At 50.5% G+C, this 17812-nt stretch carries 20 protein-coding genes; 7 read left to right on the forward strand and 13 right to left on the reverse strand.

Going from position 1 to position 17812, the window contains the following annotated elements; genetic code table 11:
* Nucleotides 1-49 precede the first annotated feature (49 nt).
* Both GJV52_RS00980 and GJV52_RS00985 read left to right on the forward strand, forming a co-directional pair.
* A complete protein-coding gene (locus GJV52_RS00980; protein WP_100564265.1) occupies nt 50-1036 on the forward strand; it encodes a malate dehydrogenase in 987 nt (328 codons plus the stop codon).
* A 148-nt stretch (nt 1037-1184) separates the two neighbouring features.
* A complete protein-coding gene (locus tag GJV52_RS00985; protein ID WP_095501688.1) occupies nt 1185-2069 on the forward strand; it encodes a DMT family transporter in 885 nt (294 codons plus the stop codon).
* A gap of 59 nt (nt 2070-2128) precedes the next feature.
* Here the strand turns inward: GJV52_RS00985 and lepB are convergent, their stop codons facing one another.
* The 6 genes from lepB to modA form a co-directional block, all read right to left on the reverse strand.
* Nucleotides 2129-3115, reverse strand: coding sequence for a signal peptidase I (lepB, locus tag GJV52_RS00990; protein ID WP_095501689.1), 987 nt, complete (start codon nt 3113-3115; stop codon nt 2129-2131).
* Nucleotides 3115-4908, reverse strand: coding sequence for a translation elongation factor 4 (gene lepA, locus GJV52_RS00995; RefSeq protein WP_095501702.1), 1794 nt, complete (start codon nt 4906-4908; stop codon nt 3115-3117). The genes lepB and lepA overlap by 1 nt, the downstream gene beginning before the upstream one ends.
* Nucleotides 4909-5042: 134 nt before the next feature.
* Entirely contained in the window at nt 5043-5744 is a 702-nt protein-coding gene (locus GJV52_RS01000) for a 5'-methylthioadenosine/adenosylhomocysteine nucleosidase (protein WP_095501690.1), read from the reverse strand.
* Nucleotides 5745-5914: 170 nt separating this feature from the next.
* Nucleotides 5915-6577, reverse strand: coding sequence for a sulfate/molybdate ABC transporter ATP-binding protein (locus GJV52_RS01005; RefSeq protein ID WP_100564267.1), 663 nt, complete (start codon nt 6575-6577; stop codon nt 5915-5917).
* The gene (gene modB / locus GJV52_RS01010) at nt 6577-7251 is read right to left on the reverse strand and encodes a molybdate ABC transporter permease subunit (RefSeq protein ID WP_100564269.1); all 675 of its coding nucleotides are present in this window, start codon (nt 7249-7251) and stop codon (nt 6577-6579) included. Before modB ends, GJV52_RS01005 begins: the two co-directional genes overlap by 1 nt.
* Nucleotides 7252-7317: 66 nt before the next feature.
* Nucleotides 7318-8061, reverse strand: a complete 744-nt coding sequence (modA, locus tag GJV52_RS01015; RefSeq protein ID WP_100564271.1) for a molybdate ABC transporter substrate-binding protein — start codon at nt 8059-8061, stop codon at nt 7318-7320.
* A gap of 362 nt (nt 8062-8423) precedes the next feature.
* Here modA and GJV52_RS01020 point away from each other — a divergent pair, with 362 nt between their 5' ends.
* The 4 genes from GJV52_RS01020 (at nt 8424) to rlmB (ending at nt 12094) form a co-directional block, all read left to right on the forward strand.
* The gene (locus tag GJV52_RS01020) at nt 8424-9074 is read left to right on the forward strand and encodes an AzlC family ABC transporter permease (RefSeq protein ID WP_100564279.1); all 651 of its coding nucleotides are present in this window, start codon (nt 8424-8426) and stop codon (nt 9072-9074) included.
* Complete coding sequence (locus GJV52_RS01025) at nt 9071-9370, forward strand: AzlD family protein (RefSeq protein ID WP_100564273.1); 300 nt, start codon at nt 9071-9073, stop codon at nt 9368-9370. Before GJV52_RS01020 ends, GJV52_RS01025 begins: the two co-directional genes overlap by 4 nt.
* A 92-nt stretch (nt 9371-9462) precedes the next feature.
* Nucleotides 9463-11181, forward strand: coding sequence for a phospho-sugar mutase (locus tag GJV52_RS01030; RefSeq protein WP_100564275.1), 1719 nt, complete (start codon nt 9463-9465; stop codon nt 11179-11181).
* 163 nt (nt 11182-11344) lie between these two features.
* A complete protein-coding gene (gene rlmB / locus GJV52_RS01035) occupies nt 11345-12094 on the forward strand; it encodes a 23S rRNA (guanosine(2251)-2'-O)-methyltransferase RlmB (protein WP_095501696.1) in 750 nt (249 codons plus the stop codon).
* A gap of 71 nt (nt 12095-12165) precedes the next feature.
* Here the strand turns inward: rlmB and GJV52_RS01040 are convergent, their stop codons facing one another.
* The 3 genes from GJV52_RS01040 to pdxH form a co-directional block, all read right to left on the reverse strand.
* Complete coding sequence (locus tag GJV52_RS01040; RefSeq protein WP_095501697.1) at nt 12166-13092, reverse strand: aldose 1-epimerase; 927 nt, start codon at nt 13090-13092, stop codon at nt 12166-12168.
* 82 nt (nt 13093-13174) lie between these two features.
* Nucleotides 13175-14305: a pseudouridine synthase gene (locus GJV52_RS01045; RefSeq protein WP_154143276.1), complete on the reverse strand. Its 1131-nt coding sequence runs from the start codon at nt 14303-14305 to the stop codon at nt 13175-13177.
* 249 nt (nt 14306-14554) lie between these two features.
* The gene (gene pdxH, locus GJV52_RS01050) at nt 14555-15187 is read right to left on the reverse strand and encodes a pyridoxamine 5'-phosphate oxidase (protein WP_100564277.1); all 633 of its coding nucleotides are present in this window, start codon (nt 15185-15187) and stop codon (nt 14555-14557) included.
* 106 nt (nt 15188-15293) lie between these two features.
* Between pdxH and dut the strand changes: the two genes are divergently transcribed.
* Nucleotides 15294-15746, forward strand: coding sequence for a dUTP diphosphatase (gene dut, locus GJV52_RS01055; protein WP_095501699.1), 453 nt, complete (start codon nt 15294-15296; stop codon nt 15744-15746).
* 73 nt (nt 15747-15819) lie between these two features.
* On the opposite strand, the gene GJV52_RS01060 is transcribed toward dut, so the two are convergent.
* From GJV52_RS01060 to GJV52_RS01075, 4 genes are read right to left on the reverse strand one after another with little or no spacing between them, the layout of a single operon-like run.
* Complete coding sequence (locus GJV52_RS01060) at nt 15820-16038, reverse strand: IS3 family transposase (RefSeq protein WP_154212838.1); 219 nt, start codon at nt 16036-16038, stop codon at nt 15820-15822.
* Nucleotides 16039-16086: 48 nt separating this feature from the next.
* Nucleotides 16087-16620: an IS3 family transposase gene (locus GJV52_RS01065; protein ID WP_324253504.1), complete on the reverse strand. Its 534-nt coding sequence runs from the start codon at nt 16618-16620 to the stop codon at nt 16087-16089.
* Nucleotides 16617-16790 carry a hypothetical protein gene (locus GJV52_RS01070; protein WP_229439464.1) on the reverse strand — a complete coding sequence of 58 codons (174 nt, stop codon included), beginning with the start codon at nt 16788-16790 and terminating at the stop codon, nt 16617-16619. The genes GJV52_RS01065 and GJV52_RS01070 overlap by 4 nt, the downstream gene beginning before the upstream one ends.
* Nucleotides 16791-16826: 36 nt before the next feature.
* Nucleotides 16827-17786, reverse strand: coding sequence for an IS30 family transposase (locus GJV52_RS01075; protein ID WP_154212828.1), 960 nt, complete (start codon nt 17784-17786; stop codon nt 16827-16829).
* Nucleotides 17787-17812: the final 26 nt, after the last annotated feature.

Below are 17812 nucleotides of genomic sequence, written 5' to 3' on the forward strand. Positions count from 1 at the left end.
GTTATAATCCTACTTCTTTAAATTTTTGTTTTCCTTGCGGAGATTGATGATGACTTTGAAACCCCCTATCCGTATTGCGGTCACCGGTGCGGCCGGACAAATTGCGTATGCGACTTTGTTCCGCATTGCCGGCGGGATTATGTTGGGGCGCGACCAACCGATGATTTTGCAGCTGCTGGATTTGCCACATGCGCAAAAGGCTTTACAGGGTGTCATCATGGAAATGCACGATTGCGCGTTTCCGCTGCTGTTGGATGTGTTTGCCACCGATGATCCGGAAGTGGCATTTAAAGATGCAGATATTGCGATTTTGATTGGTGCGCGTCCGCGCACGCAAGGTATGGAGCGGTCGGATTTGCTCAATGCCAATGCGGCAATTTTCAAAACACAGGGTGAAGCCTTGAATAAAGTGGCCAGCCGCGATGTGAAAGTTTTGGTCGCAGGCAATCCGGCCAACACCAATACTTACATCGCCATGAAATCGGCACCGGATATTCCGAAGAAAAACTTCAGCGCACTGATGCGTCTTGATCATCACCGTGCAGTCAGCCAAATTGCTGAAAAAATCAATCGCCCAGTCACTTCGGTCGAAAAAATGTGCGTATGGGGCAACCACAGCCCGACCATGTATGCCGATTACCGCTACGCCACCAGCGATGGCGATTCGGTGGTCGATATGATTCACGATGAAGCGTGGTACACCGACGTTTACATGCCGAAAATCGCTAAACGCGGCGCGGCCATCATCGAAGCGCGCGGCGCGTCTTCCGCAGCTTCCGCAGGCAATGCCATCATCTACCATTTGCGCGATTGGATTTTGGGTACCAGCGGCAAATGGGTTACCATGGGCGTGCCGTCGGATGGTTCATACGGCATTCCTGAAAATGTGATTTTCGGCTTTCCGGTGATTTGTGAAAACGGCGATTATCAGATTGTGCAAGGTTTGGATTTATCCGACGAATTCAGCCAACAGCGCATTGCATTGACTTTAAACGAATTATTGGAAGAACAAGAAGCGGTAAAAGATTTGGTATAAACCTTATTTATTGATGAGGCCGTCTGAAAGTATGAGAAACTACTTTTCAGACGGCTTTTTGTTTCAGACGGCCTTTAACAATGATTCAATTTGCGTCAAAAATATGGCACAATCCAAAGCCCGATTTCTCCATATTTATAGGAACATCATGTCTGAACGACACGCCTCACATGCCGCGCCGCTGCTGGTGGTCGGCTGCATTATTTTCGGCTTGGGCAGCCTGATTGTAAAATTTGTCGATGTCGGCTCGTATGCCATTGCCTTTTGGCGGTTGGCAATTTCCGGCGTGGTGTTTTTCTTTTTGGCACGCTTTTTCGGCCAAAAATTGCCGCAAAACAAAAAAGCCGTTTACACCGCCCTGCTCTCCGGTGTATTTCTTGCGTTTGATTTGGCGCTGTGGCACGAAAGCATCCACGCTGTCGGCCCCGGCATTTCCACCCTGCTCAACAGCCTGCAAATCTTTTTCCTGTCCGCCATCGGCTTTTTCTTTTTCGGCGAACGCCTAAGCAAGCTGCAAATGCTCAGTTTGCTGATTGCCATTACCGGCGTGGCCTTCATCGGCAGTCCGGAATTCGGCTACAACAGCGATGCCGTATGGGGTTTTGTTAGCGGCATTGCCTCAGGTGCGATGTTGGCTCTATCGATGGTGTTTATCCGCAAAACCCATCAAATCGAACAAACCGCGCTGTTTCCTTTAATGATGATTTTGAGCTTCGGCGGCGCATTCTCGCTGATTTTACCAGCCTTGATTTTCGATGCGGGCGCGCTGTATCCGACCACTTTGCGCGATGTGGGCTTAGTATTGATTTACGGCGTGGTGATGCAGTGTTTCGCTTGGGGCCTGATTGCTTACGCCATTCCGCTGCTGTCGCTCTCACTCACCGGTTTGCTGCTGCTTTCCGAACCCGTCGCCGCCTTGGTCATCGACTATTTCTGGCTCGACAAACCCATCAACGGCCTGCAGTGGCTGGGCGCAGCAATGACTTTGCTGGCGATTTATTTGGGCTCGCTAAAAAGTAAATCGGCAGATTAATTTACATAACAAAAGGCCGTCTGAAAAATAAATTTCAGACGGCCTTTTCATATCAGCTTTTATTTAATCGATGTACCGATTCGGCTCATGTCACCGAAGTTCATCCACACAAAAAATGCTTTGCCGACAATCAGTTTGTCGCTGACAAAACCCCAATAGCGGGAATCTTCGCTGTTGTCGCGGTTATCACCCATCATAAAATAATGGCCTTCCGGCACGGTGCATTTAAAGGCGGAACCGTCTTGCGCGTATTCGCAGTTTTCGCGGTGGGCAAAATTGGCGCGCACGGCTTGCGGTAGGAAGCTTGGTTGTTCAGCCATTTTCAGCACTTGGAAGCTGTGGCTGCCGATGTTTTCACGGAAGGCTTCGGCTTCGATATCCACCATGCCGTATTGGCGGGTGTTTTCAGCGTAGGTCTGCATGCCTTCGGACTGCTCGGTAATGGTTTGGCCGTTGATGCTCAAGACTTTGTCTTTATATTCAACAATATCACCCGGCAAACCGATGGCGCGTTTGATGTAGTTGATGCTCGGATTTTCCGGATAAGTAAACACCACCACATCGCCATGCTCGACTTTTCCGGTTGGAATCAGCACATTATTGATAATCGGCGTGCGGATGCCGTATGAAAACTTGTTCACCAAGATGAAGTCGCCCACCACCAAACCCGGGCGCATCGAGCTTGACGGAATTTGGAAAGGCTCGGCGATAAAGGTGCGCAACACAAACACGATTAAGATAATCGGGAAAAAGCCGCTCATGTAATCGGTGAAGTGGCCTTCGTCTTGATGCGCAGGATCTTTTTTCAGACGGCCTTTATGGATAAACCACACAATGCCGGTAAATACCACAAACACCAGCAATACGGCGGTAAAACTCATGAAAAACGACAACACGCCGAACACGCCGATCATCATCAGCAGATAGCCCCATTGCAGGCCACCGCTCCATTCGCCGTTGTCTTCACGCACTTTGCTGCTTTTCAGATACAGCACCACGCCGAACACAAAGGCAGCGATGGCTGCAAACAATAAATTCGTACCCATTATTTGTCACTCACTTGCAAAATCGCCAAGAACGCGCTTTGTGGAATTTCCACATTGCCCACCTGTTTCATACGGCGTTTACCGGCTTTTTGTTTTTCCAACAGTTTTTTCTTACGCGTGATGTCACCGCCGTAACATTTCGCCAATACGTTTTTACGCAGGGCTTTGACGTTTTCACGGGCGATAATCTGGCTGCCGATGGCGGCCTGCACGGCAATGTCAAACATTTGGCGCGGAATCAGTTCGCGCATTTTGGCGGCCAATTCGCGGCCGCGATGTACTGCTGTTTGACGGTGCACAATCAGGCTCAAGGCATCGACTTTTTCGCCGTTGACCATAATATCCAATTTAATCAAGTCAGAAGCTTGGAATTCTTTAAACTGATAATCCAAAGAAGCATAGCCGCGCGATGTGGATTTGAGCTTATCAAAGAAATCCATCACCACTTCATTCATCGGCAAATCATAGGTCAACATCACTTGGCGACCCATGTATTGCATATTCACCTGCACGCCACGCTTTTGGTTACACAGCGTCATCACGTTGCCGACATATTCCTGCGGCACTAGAATAGTGGCGGTGATAATCGGCTCGAGAATGGTTTCAATCTGGCTGATGTCGGGCAGCTTAGATGGGTTTTCCACTTCGATTTTTTCGCCATTTTTCATCACCACTTCATACACCACCGTCGGCGCAGTGGTAATCAAATCCATATCGAATTCGCGTTCCAAACGCTCTTGCACGATTTCCAAGTGCAACAAACCCAAGAAGCCGCAACGGAAACCAAAACCCAAGGCTTGCGACACTTCCGGCTCGAACTTCAAAGCTGCATCGTTGAGTTGCAGTTTTTCCAAAGCATCGCGCAAGGCTTCGTAGTCGTGGCTTTCCACCGGATACAGGCCGGCAAATACCTGACTTTGCACTTCTTGGAAGCCCGGCAGCGGCTCGGCGGCAGGGTTGGCCATCAGCGTGATGGTATCGCCCACTTTGGCGGAACCCAATTCTTTAATACCGGTAATCAAAAAGCCCACTTCACCGGCTTTCAATTCCGGCTTTTGCACCGATTTCGGTGTGAACACGCCCAATTGCTCAACCTGCGTTTCGGCTTTGGTGCTCATGAAACGCACTTTGTCTTTGAGTTTCAGACGGCCTTGTTTGATACGAATTAACATCACCACGCCGACATAATTGTCAAACCACGAGTCGATAATCATCGCTTGCAAAGGCGCATCTTCATCACCTTCCGGCGCCGGCACTTTGGCCACGATTTCTTCCAACACATCTTCCACGCCCAAGCCGCTCTTGGCCGAACACTGCACCGCGCCAATGGCATCGATGCCGATGATGTCTTCAATTTCTTGTTCCACACGTTCAGGGTCGGCAGCAGGCAAGTCGATTTTGTTCAACACCGGCACCACTTCCACGCCCAAATCAATGGCGGTATAGCAGTTGGCCACGGTTTGCGCTTCCACGCCTTGCGACGCGTCCACCACCAACAGCGCGCCTTCGCAAGCAGACAGCGAACGCGACACTTCGTAAGAAAAGTCAACGTGTCCCGGGGTGTCAATCAGGTTGAGCTGGTAAGTTTGGCCATCACGCGCTTTGTAGCTCAAAGCCGCAGTTTGCGCCTTAATGGTGATGCCGCGCTCTTTTTCAATATCCATAGAATCCAGCACCTGCGTGCTCATTTCACGCAATTCCAAACCACCGCAATACTGAATGAAACGGTCGGCCAGCGTTGATTTACCATGGTCGATGTGGGCAATAATGGAGAAATTTCGGATATTTTTCATGTAGTTATTTTGATGAGAAGTTCGATGGTTCAAAAGGCCGTCTGAAAAAACACGGTAAGCTTTCAGACGGCCTTCCAAATAGAATTAAAATAGCTGTGTATTTTAGCGGAAATTTACTGTTTTTGCATGGGTTTTTAAAGCTTGGCGACAATCTCCATCACCATCTTCGCCGAACTCACTGCCGCAGTTTTCAAAAATTCTTCAAAACTAATATCTGCTTTTTCATCGGCAGAATCGGATACCGCTCGAATCACGACTAATGGCGTATTCAATTGATGGCACGCTTGGGCAATGGCGGCTGCCTCCATTTCTACCGCTTGCACATCATTAAAATGACCGCGGATTTCCGCCACACGCTCGCTGCTGTGGACGAATTGGTCGCCGCTGACAATCAAACCACGGCTGACTTGGGCGTGTTCAAATGCTTGCGCGGCATCTTTGGCTACGGCCATTAATTGTTCATCACTTTCAAACACAGCAGGTTGCTGCGGCACTTGTCCCCACACATAGCCGAATGCGGTCACATCCACATCATGATGCGCCACGCGCTCGCCAATCACCACATCTCCAACTTTTAAACCCTTACCTAAGCCGCCCGCGCTGCCGGTATTGATCACACAATCGGGTTGAAACTGATGAATCACCCATGCGGTGGCGATTGCGGCGTTGACTTTACCAATTCCGCTCAACACCAACACCATGCGCTTGCCGTTGAGCGTACCTTCATAGGCATTAAATTTACCGAATTGATGTGCTTTAATGTCGTCCATACGCGTTTTCAATAATTCAATTTCCTGCGCCATCGCACCGATAACGGCCACTGTGTTCATGCTCATGATTCTGCCTTTCTAAATGATTTGCGTGGATTATAACGCAAAGTACCGCTCCTAAATAATGGATAAACCACTATGCGCCTGCGAGGTTATGCCGATTCTTTAACATTGATACCTCAAAGGCCGTCTGAAATCCGTTCAGACGGCCTGAGCTCTTTTATTCCATTCATCATTTAATATGAATACTCTTTCTCCAACTCCAACACCCCGTTTTCCATGTGCCAAATTTCCTGCCCCAAGGCTTCGGCATCGGCGCGGTCGTGGGTAATCAAAATCATCGGCACGCCAGCCGCTTGCCGCAAGGCCAATACTTCGCGGCGGGTGTGTTCGCGCAATTGGGCATCCAATGCGGAAAACGGTTCATCCAAAAGCAGCAATTTTGGCTCGGTAATCAACATTCTTGCCAAGGCAGTGCGCTGCTTTTGGCCGCCGGAAATTTGGTTGGGATAATGGTCGGCAATGTGCGCCAATTCAAGTAAATCCAACCAATACTGCGCTTTTTCAGACGGCCTTTTACTTGGGTTGCACCAACCTGTTTTCAAACCAAAGTCGATATTTTGCGCCACGGTCAAATGCGGAAACAAGGCATAATCTTGAAACAGCAAACCGGCCTTGCGCGCTTGCGTATTCAGTTTTGTGCGCTCGTCCCACCATGTTTCGCCGTTGATGCGGATATGGCCACTGTCAGGTTGGAGCAAACCGGCCAATAATTGCAAGGTCAGGCTTTTGCCCGAACCGGATGCACCTAAAATCACAATGCGCTGCGCATCGGATTTCAGGGCGACATTCAAGGCAAACGACGGCAGCTTTTTGTGTAATTCAATATCAAACAGCATTATTTTCTCCCGTCTTTCACGCGCATTAAATGTCCGGCAGCCAGCAAAATCATGATACACACCGCCGACACCAGCACCACCAAACCATTGGCCAGCGCATCATCTCCGGCTTGTACCGCTTCGTAAATCGCAATCGACAAAGTCTGCGTCTGCCCCGGAATGCTGCCGGCAATCATCAAAGTCGCACCAAATTCACCCAAGGCACGGGCAAACGCCAACAAAATACCGGCCAAAATGCCGCGCCACGCCAAAGGCAGGCTGACGCGGAAAAACACCGCCGCTTCACTCAAGCCCAATACCCGCGCCGCCTGCTCCAATTGCGGATTCACTTCTTCAAAAGCCGCCCGTGCCGGTTTGAAAATCAGCGGAAACGTCACCACCATCGCCGCAATCACCGCGCCCTGCCATGTAAAAATCAGGTTGATGTCGAACGTGTCTTTGAGCCACACGCCGAATGCGCTGTTGCGGCCGAATGCGACCAAAAGATAATAGCCCAGCACCGTCGGCGGCAGCACCATCGGCAGAGTCAGCAGCGTATCCAGCACATTGCGCCCGATAAAACGCCAACGCGCCAAAGTAAAGCCGACCGCCACCGCCAACACAGTATTCAACAGCGTGGCGGTTGCGGCGATTTTGAGCGAAAGGAATAAGGTAGTGAGTAAGGTTTCGTTCATAGATGGATTCAAGGCCGTCTGAAAAATATGCTTTCAGACGGCCTGTTTTATTTTTCATTCAAAATATTAAGGCTTTCTAAAACCATAACGGTTCAACACCGCCTGCCCTTGCGCCGACAACACATACTGCACAAACCGCTTCGCTTCCGCCGCTTGTTTGGCGTTTTTGCTCACCGCAATCGGGTAAGACACGGGGTTTTGTGTCGGCACGGTTGCCAAGATTTTGACCTTGTCCTTCATCAACACCGCATCGGTTCGGTAGACAAAACCGGCATCGACTTCACCGCGTGCAATGTAATCTAAAGATTGGCGCACGTTTTGCGTGGTGATGATTTTCGGCTGCAAACCTGCCCACAAACCGGCTTTTTCCAAGCTGGCTTTGCTGTAACGACCGACCGGTACGCTGGCCGGATTGCTTACGGCGATGCGGCCGAACTGTCGGCTTTGTAAATCGCTGAGTTTCGTGACCGCATATCGGCTGTTTTTCGGCGCAGCAATCACCAAGTCATTGAGCGCGAACGTTTTGCGGCTGGCCGCATCAATCACGTTTTTCTGCTGCGCCTGATTCATGGTGACTTCATCGGCAAACGCCAATACATCCACCGGCGCGCCCTGTACTGCCTGCTGCAACAATGCGCCTGAACCGGCGGTATTCAGCTTGATTTTGCTTTGCGGATATTGTTTGTGATAGCGCGTGATGATGTCGTTGAACGCATCTTTCAGGCTCGCGGCAGCGGATACAGTGATTTCCGCCGCGGATACTTGGCTTGCAACAAAACAAGTCAACAAAAAGGCATAAGGGATTTTCATACGGCCTACCCGATGGATAAAAAACGTTGTTGTACCACTTCTCCCAATACCCTTTTATACTCATAAAGAACTAATTCATTCAGTTAATATCTCAATAGACCGAGACCTTTGCAAAACCCTAGATTTGAGTACAATTCAAAGTTGTAGCAGCGCAGAAAGCGAAGACATATCACTTAGATAGGTAAGCTTTCGAGCAGCGCACAACGAAGAAATGTGCCAAAGATAGGGATTTTGCAAAGGTCTCAGGCCGTCTGAAAATCAATGAGTGTATAATGCGCCTTTTTAATATTGAAATGTTCCCCCACACCATGATGGCTTCCCCCAAACAAGAATTTTTACGCGGCATTAAAGACTGCTCGCCCATGCTCATTGGCTTATTGCCGTGGGCGATTATTTTGGGCGTACAAGGCGGGCAAAAAGGCATGAGTTGGCTGGAAATGATGCTGATGACGGGGATGAATTTTGCCGGCGGCTCGGAATTTGCTGCGGTTGATTTGTGGACGCATCCACTGCCAATTCTGCTGATTGCCAGCGTAACCTTTATGATCAATTCGCGCCATATTTTGATGGGGGCGGCTTATGCGCCCTATATGAAAAATGCGCCGATGAAAAAAGTGTTGCCGTCGCTGTTTTTTATGTGTGACGAATCGTGGGAACTGGGTTTGGCCGATGCACAAAAACGCAAAGCGGCCGGTTTGAGCGGCTTTAATTTTGCCTATTACGGCGGCACGTGTTTCATTATGTACACCACTTGGATTTTGTTTGCCACCATCGGCGCGGCGGTCGGCCCGATGTTCGGCGATGTGGCTGCGTGGGGCTTCGGCATGGCGTTTCCGGCGGTATTTTTGGTGATTATGCGCGGCTTGTGGAAGAGCTTTTCGGCAGCGCGACCTTGGTTTGTCAGCCTGATTGTGGCGGGCATTACCTGCTTGAGTATTGACGGCCCTTGGTATGTACCGGCCGGCGCATTATCGGGCTTACTCACCGCCTATCTCTTAGGGGAACAAGAATGATTACGCTTGATTCCTTCCTGCTTTTTTGCGCCATGTTGTGCGTGACTTATTCCACCCGCCTTATCGGCTTTTTCGCCCTACGCAACCGCACCTTGAGCAAACGCGCGCAAACAGTAATGGAAGCCGCGCCTGGCTGTGTGTTGATTTCGGTGATTGCGCCTTATTTTGTGTCCGACAAACCGCATGAGCTGATTGCCATCGCCTTGACTGTCTTGGCCGCCAGCCGTTTTTCGATGTTGGTTACCGTCATCATCGGCGTGGCTTCATCGGGCATACTCGGCTACTTGATGCGTTGATGCTGCCGTATATCGGTTTATCGCACGCATCGCGTCGCAATCACGTATAATCTTGTTCATAATCCGTTTATTACCCTCAAAGGATGATTCAGATGGCCTATCAAGAAACGTATCAAAAATGGTTGGATTTTGCCGACATGCCCGACTTCTTAAAACAAGAATTGTCGGACATGGATGAAAAAACCAAAGAAGACGCATTCTATGCCCCGCTGGAATTCGGTACTGCCGGTATGCGCGGCGTCATCGGCGCCGGTATCAACCGCATCAACCGCTATGTGGTGCGCCAAGCCACCGAAGGCTTTGCCCAACTGATTGCCGCCAAAGGCGAAGCCGCAAAAAACGCCGGCGTGGTGATTGCCTATGATTCGCGCCATTTTTCGCAAGAATTTGCCTTTGATTCCGCTGCTTTGTTGGCGCAACACGGCATTCAGGCGTATGTGTTTGAATCCTTGCGCCCGACCCCTGAATTATCCTTTGCCGTGCGCGAACTCAAAGCCGCCGGCGGCATCATGATTACCGCCAGCCACAATCCGGCTGAATTTAACGGCTATAAAGTCTATGGTGAAGACGGCGGCCAATTGTCGCCTGATGATGCCGCAGCTTTGACCAAACTCATCCGCGCTGTGGACGACCCGTTCACCATCCAAGTGGCCGATTTCGATGCCGCCAAAGCCGACGGTAAAATCAAGCTACTGGGCGAAGAGATGGACCAAAAATACTTGGCCGCCGTCAAAACCGTCACCATTAATCCCGAATTGATTGCCCAACACGGCAAAGACCTGAAAATCGTCTATACCCCGCTGCACGGCACCGGCGAAATGATGGTGCGCCGCGCCTTGAAGCAAGCCGGTTTTGAGTCGTTTGAACTGGTTGAAGAACAAGCCATCGCCGATCCAAACTTCACCACCGCACCTTCGCCAAATCCCGAAAGCCAAGCCGCGTTTGCTTTGGCCGAAAAACTGGGCGCAGCAGTCGGCGCTGATTTGCTGCTCGGCACCGACCCCGATGCCGACCGCTTGGGCGTGGAAATCCGCCAAGCCGACGGCAGCTACTTGACCTTAACCGGCAACCAAATCGGTGCGGTCATGGCGAAATACATTTTGAAAGCCCACCGCCAAGCCGGTACACTGCCAACAAACGGCGCGATTTGCAAATCCATCGTTTCCACCGAATTAGTCGGCAAAATCGCCGAAAGCTATGGCGTGACCGTATTCAATGTTTTGACCGGTTTCAAATTCGTGGCCGAAAAAATCGCCGAATTCGAGCGCACGCAAGCTTATGATTATTTGTTCGGTTTTGAAGAGAGCAACGGCTATTTAATCAAACCGTTCGCCCGCGACAAAGACTCGGTGCAAGCCGCAGTGATGTTTGCAGAAATCGCCGCCTACTACCGCTCGCGCGGCATGACGTTGGCCGATGGTCTTGACGAAATCTATCGCGAATACGGCTATTATTTCGACAAACCGATTTCCATCACCATGACCGGCATCGACGGTGCGGCAGAAATCCAAGCGATTATGGACAAATTCCGTGCCAACGCGCCGAAGCAGTTTAACGGCACAAACATCATCAAAGTAGAAGATTTCCAAGCGCAAACCGCCACCGATTCAGACGGCAAGGTTACTGCTTTGAACACATCGCCAAGCAATGTTTTGAAATACTACTTGGCCGATGGTTCTTGGGTAGCCGTGCGCCCTTCCGGCACCGAGCCGAAAATCAAATTCTACATTTCAGCCGTCGGCAGCAGCATGAACGAAGCTGAAGGCAAGTTCAAAGAAATGTATAAAGAAATCAAAGCCTTTATTGCTTGATTGGGTTTGATTTTTCGACAACAAGGCCGTCTGAACAATCAATTTTCAGACGGCCTTCTGCTTATCTATCGATTCAAATTGTTATGCTTCTACACCACAATTTTCACGCGCCGACACGCAAATCCCGTATAATGCCGTCTGAAACATTTTCTTAAGTAAAACAATGGCCAACCAAAGATTGATTTACGGCTTTCACGCCGTTAACGCCCGCTTGTGGCAAAACCCGAAATCCATTACCGAACTCTACATTCAAGAAGGCAAAAACGATGCCCGCACACGCGAAGTGTTGGAAAAAGCCGCCGCCGAAAACGTGCGCCTGCATTTTGCCGATGCCAGCCGTCTCGATACCATCGCCAAAGGCGCGCGCCATCAAGGCGTGGTCGGCTTTATCGACGCGTCTAAAAACCACGTCCACTTGGAAGACGTATTGGAAAACCTGCGCGAACCGGCCTTTTTATTGGTGCTCGACGGCATTACCGACCCACACAATCTCGGCGCGTGTCTGCGTACCGCTGATGCCATGGGTGTGCATGCGGTAATTGCACCCAAAGACAAAAGCGCGGGCTTGAATGCCACTGTCAGCAAAGTGGCCTGCGGCGCGGCCGAAACCGTGCCTTACATTACCGTCACCAATTTGGCACGCACCTTGCGCGAATTGAAAGAATACGGCATTTGGATTGTCGGCACCGATATGGGCGGCCAATCCGATTTGTACCACACCGACCTGCCCGAAAGCGTGGCATGGGTGATGGGCAACGAAGGCGAAGGCATGCGCCGACTGACGCGCGAACATTGCGATATGCTGGTGTCGATTCCAATGTTCGGCACGGTCGAGAGCATGAATGTGTCGGTATCCGCCGGTATGGTGTTGAGCGAAACACGCCGTCAGCGGGTGTTGAAAGCAGAACAGTAAACCTACACATCAAAATGCCGTCTGAAAATGTTTTCAGACGGCATTTTTTATTGGAATTTCAAAACGCATTCCTACAATAAAGACAACACATAGCGCGTAGCAAACGCCTGCGTTTCCCCTGCCTGCAATACCTGCAAGCCCAAGCCATTATTGAAACTGTCCGGCGCACCGCTCAAGTTTTCCAAAGCAATCGAATCGCGTGTCTGCGGAACATAGATTTGCAGATACGGATAGCGTGAATCCGGATAAATGCGCAGTTGCAGCTTTTCACCGCTCAACACGCAAGCCGGTTGGTTAAAATCAGTCAACACGAAACTGTTGTCCAGCGTGATGCCCTGCATACTCAAGGCCATCTGAAAGCGGGTATCGGGCAGGATATTGCCGTTGGCGACCAAATCTTGGTCGAATTCCAACCGCTCGCTGCTGTTGAGCTGCATCGTCCAATCATCCACCTTGCCGCCCAAAGTGAAATAAGGATGCCAGCCGTCGGCCAGCGGCATGGCGCGGTTGCCGGTGTTGGTTGCGCGCGTGGTGACACTCAGGCCGTCTGAAGCCAATCGGTACACAATATTCAGGCGATAGGCAAAAGGATAGCCGCTGTCATCTTGGCGGTAATCTGCCGCCAGCTCTACCCAAGCCGATTGCGCATCCGCGCCACTATCGACAATGACAAAATCACAGTCATATATCAAACCGTGCAACGCGTGGCCGGCTGCCTGAAATTTGCCCTCAAGCTGATAATGCTGCCCGTCAAACACATATTTACCATGCCGCACGCGACAGGCAAACGGGCTGAGTTTGGCGCTGTGAAAACCATCGGTCAGCATTTGGCGGCATTGCTCTGGCGATTGATGCCCTTTGATGGTGTTGAACCAAGTGCCGTCAGGCTGCAGGATTTCATAGCGGTTGAGCAAGGCGCCAAAGGTGTAAATTTCGGCGCGACGTTGGCCGCTGTAGGTTAATACAATGGTTTCTTCCGATAAATCAAGGCTGAACATCTTCGCTCATTTCTCCATACACAAAATGCCGTCTGAAAATCATTTCACAGACATTCAGACGGCATCGATTTCACTCAACTACTTACGAACGGCGTCGGCGGTACTCACCCGGCAGCAGCATATCCGCCCATTTCATGATGTTGGCGACTTCTGCTGGGTTCAATTCGTAAAACTGGCCGCGTTTCAAACGGTTCGGCAGACCAATCGGGCCAAAACCCACGCGTACCAAACGACTCACGGTCAAACCTTGGCTTTCAAAAATGCGGCGTACCTCGCGGTTGCGGCCTTCTTTAATCACCACGTTATACCATTTGTTCATGCCCTCGCCGCCCTGCTCGTAAATACGCTCGACTTTGGCCAAACCGTCTTCCAGCATCACGCCTTCTTGCGTCAGCATACGCATTTGCTCGGTACTCAATTCGCCCAACACGCGTACGGCGTATTCGCGCTCGACTTCAAAGCTCGGGTGGGCAAAACGCTGCACCAATTCGCCTGAAGTGGTCAAAATCAGCAAACCGCTGGTGTTGATGTCCAAACGGCCAATCGCCACCCAACGGCTGCTCGCTGCTTGCGGCAAACGGTCGAAAATACTCACGCGGCCTTGCGGGTCGTCGCGCGACACGATTTCGCCTTCTTGTTTGTAATACAAAATAACGCGTGGCAAACGGTCGGCCCACTTCAGCTTGATGACGTTGCCCTTCACCGTCACATGGTCATCGGGCGTGACTTTTTCGCCCAATTCGGCCACGCGGCCATTGACCGTCACCCAGCCGTTGGTAATCCATTCTTCCATCTCACGGCGTGAACCCACGCCCGAAGCGGCCAGCACTTTTTGCAAACGCTCCGGCTCGAAGCGCGACAAATCGCTGCGGCGCTCTTTCAAATCGCGTGCGTGTTCCATAATTTTTTGGTTCGGATTGCGCACCATCAGCTTTTTCGCCTTGGATGCACGCTGCTTCGGCGCACGCGGATTTTGCTCGGTCGCTTGGTCACGGAAACTTGATTTTGCGTTTTTGCCTGTTTTCAGGCCGTCTGAAACGGCTTCACCGCGCGCACGGCGGCCGCCTTTGAATTCGGTTTCTTGTGATTTGGATTTAAAGCCGGATTCGGCTTTCGGTTTGCTTTTGAACGATACGCTTTTCTTGGCGGGCTTTTTGGCGGCGGTGGACACGCCGTCACGCCATTCGCGCTTGCTGGTCGGCTTTTTGGCCATGATGAATCTCCTAACACGTTGGATATGTTGAAAACAACGGTTCTTCTGCGGCACATGCGGCAGGATGGTTGAACAATAAATACTGGGGGAATACTGAGGCCGTCTGAAAAATAAGCGCTTTCAGACGGCCTTTTATATCAACGGCGATTTTACCCTATTTTATTGAATTTGTGTTGGTTTTAATTGAGAAAAGGCCGTCTGAACACAACTTATTTCAGCCATTCATCCCCATTGTGAAACTCAAGCCCATCAAGGTGCCAAACGCTCTTTCACCCACACGCCGTTTTCCAGTCGATACTGAATGCGGTCGTGCAAACGGCTCGGGCGACCTTGCCAAAATTCAATGCGATCGGGAATCACGATATAGCCGCCCCAATGTGGCGGACGGGGTACATGCAGCGGGTGTTTCGCGCCAACTGCCGCGGCTTTCGCCACCAGCATGGCTTTACCGGAAATCACTTCGCTCTGATTGCTCGCCCATGCCCCGATGCGGCTGGTGTAAGGGCGACTGTCGAAATACTCATCAGAAGCAGCGGCATCCAGTTTTTCAATGCGCCCTTCAATGCGCACTTGGCGCTCCAATTCCGGCCAAAAAAACGTCATCGCAGCAAACGGGTTTGCGGCAAACGATTTGCCCTTGCGGCTGTGATAATTGGTAAAAAAGACAAAGCCTTGCGCGTTCACTTCTTTCAGCAAAACCATGCGGCTATTGGGGCGGCCGTCTTCACCGACCGCAGCCACGTTCACCGCTGTTGGCTCGTTGACTTGTGAATGCATGGCTTCTTGCAGCCATTGTTCAAATTGGGTAATGGGGTTGCTGTCGCACTCTGATTCCGACAGCTCGCGTTTGCTGTAGTCTTCGCGGATATTGTGCAGATCCATGATGGTTCTCCTGTGGTTTACTCTAATGATACGCTTTTTTTTCAGACGGCCTCAAGCTTGTTATTTGTTATAATGCCGTCTGAAAAATATCCATGCGAGAAAAACCATGCAAACAGAAGTCGAACTGAAAATCTTAAACCCGAAAATGGCCGAGCAGCTGCCCGCCTACGCCACCCCCGGCTCTGCCGGCTTGGATTTACGAGCGTGTTTAGACGAAGCCGTAACGCTGCAACCGGGCGAAACCTATCTGGTGCCAACCGGCTTGGCCGTGCATTTGGCCAACCCTGCCTACGCCGCCGTCTTGCTGCCGCGCTCCGGCCTTGGCCACAAACACGGCATTGTGCTGGGCAATCTGGTTGGCTTAATCGACTCGGATTATCAGGGCGAATTGAAAGTGTCGGTGTGGAACCGCAGCCAAACCGCATTCACCATCGAACCGATGGAACGCATCGCGCAAATGGTGATTGTGCCGGTGACTCAGGCGGCGTTTAAAGTGGTGGACGAATTTGCCGCCAGCGAACGCGGCGAAGGCGGATTCGGCAGTACCGGTAAAGCTTAAATCTATGATTTAAAAGGCCGTCTGAAACCCATGTGAACTGTCCCCCAATTCTTGGACAAGTTAATAATCTTTCTCAAACAGCCTGTTCAAGCTGGGTTCTGTAAGCCACAGGACTCAGCTTTTTTAAATTCAAACTAATACGTTCATAATTGTAGTAACGTATGTAATCATCTATCACTTTGGTCAATTCTGTCACCGATAACACACCTTCCTGATAGAAGCTTTCCACTTTTAATGTCCCGAAGAAACTCTCCATCGGTGCGTTATCCCAGCAATTCCCTTTGCGCGACATGCTTTGCACAATGCCCTTCTCGGCCAGCTTTTCCCGATAAGCCTGAGTTCAGTAAAGCACACCTTGGTCGGAATGCAGCAGCGGGGTCTGCCCTTTCAGACGGCCGAATGCCTTATCCAGCATCTGCATGACCATCTTGCTGTCCGGCTTTCTACTGAGCTCATAAGCCACAATCTCACGGTTAAATACATCCAATATCGGCGATAAGTACAGTTTGCCGTCGGTGCGTTTAAACTCGGTCACATCGGTCAACCATTTAGCTCCCGCTTTATCGGCAGTGAATGCACGCTTAAGGATGTTTTTCGACGTTTCTTCTATGACTTGCGGACGATAGGCTTTTTTACTGCGCACTTTGGCTTTTAGCCCCAATAGTCTCATAATACGTTGCACTTTCTTTTTATTCCACGACAATACGGCACCAATCCGCCGTTGGCCGTAGCGGCCTTTGTGTTGGTGATAGACTTCACTCACCGCTGCTTTGGCTTCTATATCGGGATCAGGTCTGCCGATGTGGTAGTAGAAACTGCTTTTGGGTATACCGGCACTGTGCAACAGGTATTTCAGCGGGTGCTTCGCCCTCAGCGTTTGAACGGTTTCGCAGCGTTGGCGGCGTTCTTTTCGTTGAGGGCTTTCATGTGCTTTAGGTAGTCGTTCTCCGCCCTCATGTAGCGTAATTCTTCAATCAGCTCTGCCTGAGTTTTTTCATGGTCGGGTTTGTCGACGATAAAGGGATTCTTGCGTTTGGTCTGCATAGTCTTCATCTTACATTCGCATTTCAAGTGCAACGCTCAAATGCCATTGGCAAGGGCTGCTGAAAACAGATCACCCGGTGTCTCATAGTCCAATGTCTTTCTCGGTCGGCGGTTAAGGGCCTCCTCAACCGCTTTAATCTTTTTAGCCCCCAGTTTCCTAAAATCCGTCCCCTTTGGGAAGTATTGTCTGATCAGCTCGTTGGTATTCTCCACCAAGCCTTTTTCCCAAGAATGGTATGGACGGCAGAAGTAGGTTTCCGCACCCAGGGCTTTGGCAAAGGTTTTATGTCGGTAAAACTCTTTACCGTTATCCAAAGTAATCGTTTGAATGATATCTTTAAACGGCTTCAATGCCCGAATCACTACCCGGGCTACATCTTCTGCTTTGAAATTGCTGATTTTGCGGATAACGACAAATTTGGTTTTTCTTTCAACAGCAACCACCAGTCCGCTTTTTTGATCTTTACCGACAATGGTGTCCATCTCGAAATCGCCGACCCGCTCTTTTTGATCGACAATGGCAGGTCTGTGTTCAATGTCGGTTCTGTCCGGTACGCTGCCTTTTGTCCATGCACCGCTGCCGTATTTTCTGCGGTAGGGTTTGGAAACGATACGCAGATGGGTGTACAGGTCGCCGCCGTTTTGACGGTCTTTGGCGAGATAGCGGTAAAGGGTGCTGTGGTGCAGTTTGATGTGTTGATGTTTCAGCAGGTAGCCGCAGACTTGTTCGGGGCTGTATTTTTGGGTAATCAGTTTGTTAACAGTCTGTTTGACGGCAGTAGTCAGTTTGGTTGGCTTTTTGTTTTTCTTTTTAACTTCGCTTTGCTGTTGTGCTTTTCGGTAACAGTAGGTTCCGTTGACGGAATGCCGTCTGATTTCCCGACTGACGGTGGCGGGATGACAACCGATGTTCTGTGCGATTTGGTTTAGGGGTAGGTTGCGGTAATGTCTGGAAATGTAGTATCTTTGGTGTGAGGTCAGTTGTGTGTAGGCCATATTGCAATCTTTCTTGTCAGGAAAGG

Origin of the sequence: Neisseria brasiliensis (assembly GCF_009671065.1) — a bacterium.
Taxonomy (GTDB): Bacteria; Pseudomonadota; Gammaproteobacteria; order Burkholderiales; family Neisseriaceae; genus Neisseria; species Neisseria brasiliensis.

Coding starts and splice junctions, on each gene's coding strand:
- GJV52_RS00980 (WP_100564265.1), top strand. CDS start 50: ATGACTTTGAAACCCCCTATCCGTATTGCGGTCACCGGTGCGGCCGGA.
- GJV52_RS00985 (WP_095501688.1), top strand. CDS start 1,185: ATGTCTGAACGACACGCCTCACATGCCGCGCCGCTGCTGGTGGTCGGC.
- lepB (WP_095501689.1), bottom strand. CDS start 3,115: ATGGGTACGAATTTATTGTTTGCAGCCATCGCTGCCTTTGTGTTCGGC.
- lepA (WP_095501702.1), bottom strand. CDS start 4,908: ATGAAAAATATCCGAAATTTCTCCATTATTGCCCACATCGACCATGGT.
- GJV52_RS01000 (WP_095501690.1), bottom strand. CDS start 5,744: ATGAGCATGAACACAGTGGCCGTTATCGGTGCGATGGCGCAGGAAATT.
- GJV52_RS01005 (WP_100564267.1), bottom strand. CDS start 6,577: ATGCTGTTTGATATTGAATTACACAAAAAGCTGCCGTCGTTTGCCTTG.
- modB (WP_100564269.1), bottom strand. CDS start 7,251: ATGAACGAAACCTTACTCACTACCTTATTCCTTTCGCTCAAAATCGCC.
- modA (WP_100564271.1), bottom strand. CDS start 8,061: ATGAAAATCCCTTATGCCTTTTTGTTGACTTGTTTTGTTGCAAGCCAA.
- GJV52_RS01020 (WP_100564279.1), top strand. CDS start 8,424: ATGCTCATTGGCTTATTGCCGTGGGCGATTATTTTGGGCGTACAAGGC.
- GJV52_RS01025 (WP_100564273.1), top strand. CDS start 9,071: ATGATTACGCTTGATTCCTTCCTGCTTTTTTGCGCCATGTTGTGCGTG.
- GJV52_RS01030 (WP_100564275.1), top strand. CDS start 9,463: ATGGCCTATCAAGAAACGTATCAAAAATGGTTGGATTTTGCCGACATG.
- rlmB (WP_095501696.1), top strand. CDS start 11,345: ATGGCCAACCAAAGATTGATTTACGGCTTTCACGCCGTTAACGCCCGC.
- GJV52_RS01040 (WP_095501697.1), bottom strand. CDS start 13,092: ATGTTCAGCCTTGATTTATCGGAAGAAACCATTGTATTAACCTACAGC.
- GJV52_RS01045 (WP_154143276.1), bottom strand. CDS start 14,305: ATGGCCAAAAAGCCGACCAGCAAGCGCGAATGGCGTGACGGCGTGTCC.
- pdxH (WP_100564277.1), bottom strand. CDS start 15,187: ATGGATCTGCACAATATCCGCGAAGACTACAGCAAACGCGAGCTGTCG.
- dut (WP_095501699.1), top strand. CDS start 15,294: ATGCAAACAGAAGTCGAACTGAAAATCTTAAACCCGAAAATGGCCGAG.
- GJV52_RS01060 (WP_154212838.1), bottom strand. CDS start 16,038: ATGTCGCGCAAAGGGAATTGCTGGGATAACGCACCGATGGAGAGTTTC.
- GJV52_RS01070 (WP_229439464.1), bottom strand. CDS start 16,790: ATGCAGACCAAACGCAAGAATCCCTTTATCGTCGACAAACCCGACCAT.
- GJV52_RS01075 (WP_154212828.1), bottom strand. CDS start 17,786: ATGGCCTACACACAACTGACCTCACACCAAAGATACTACATTTCCAGA.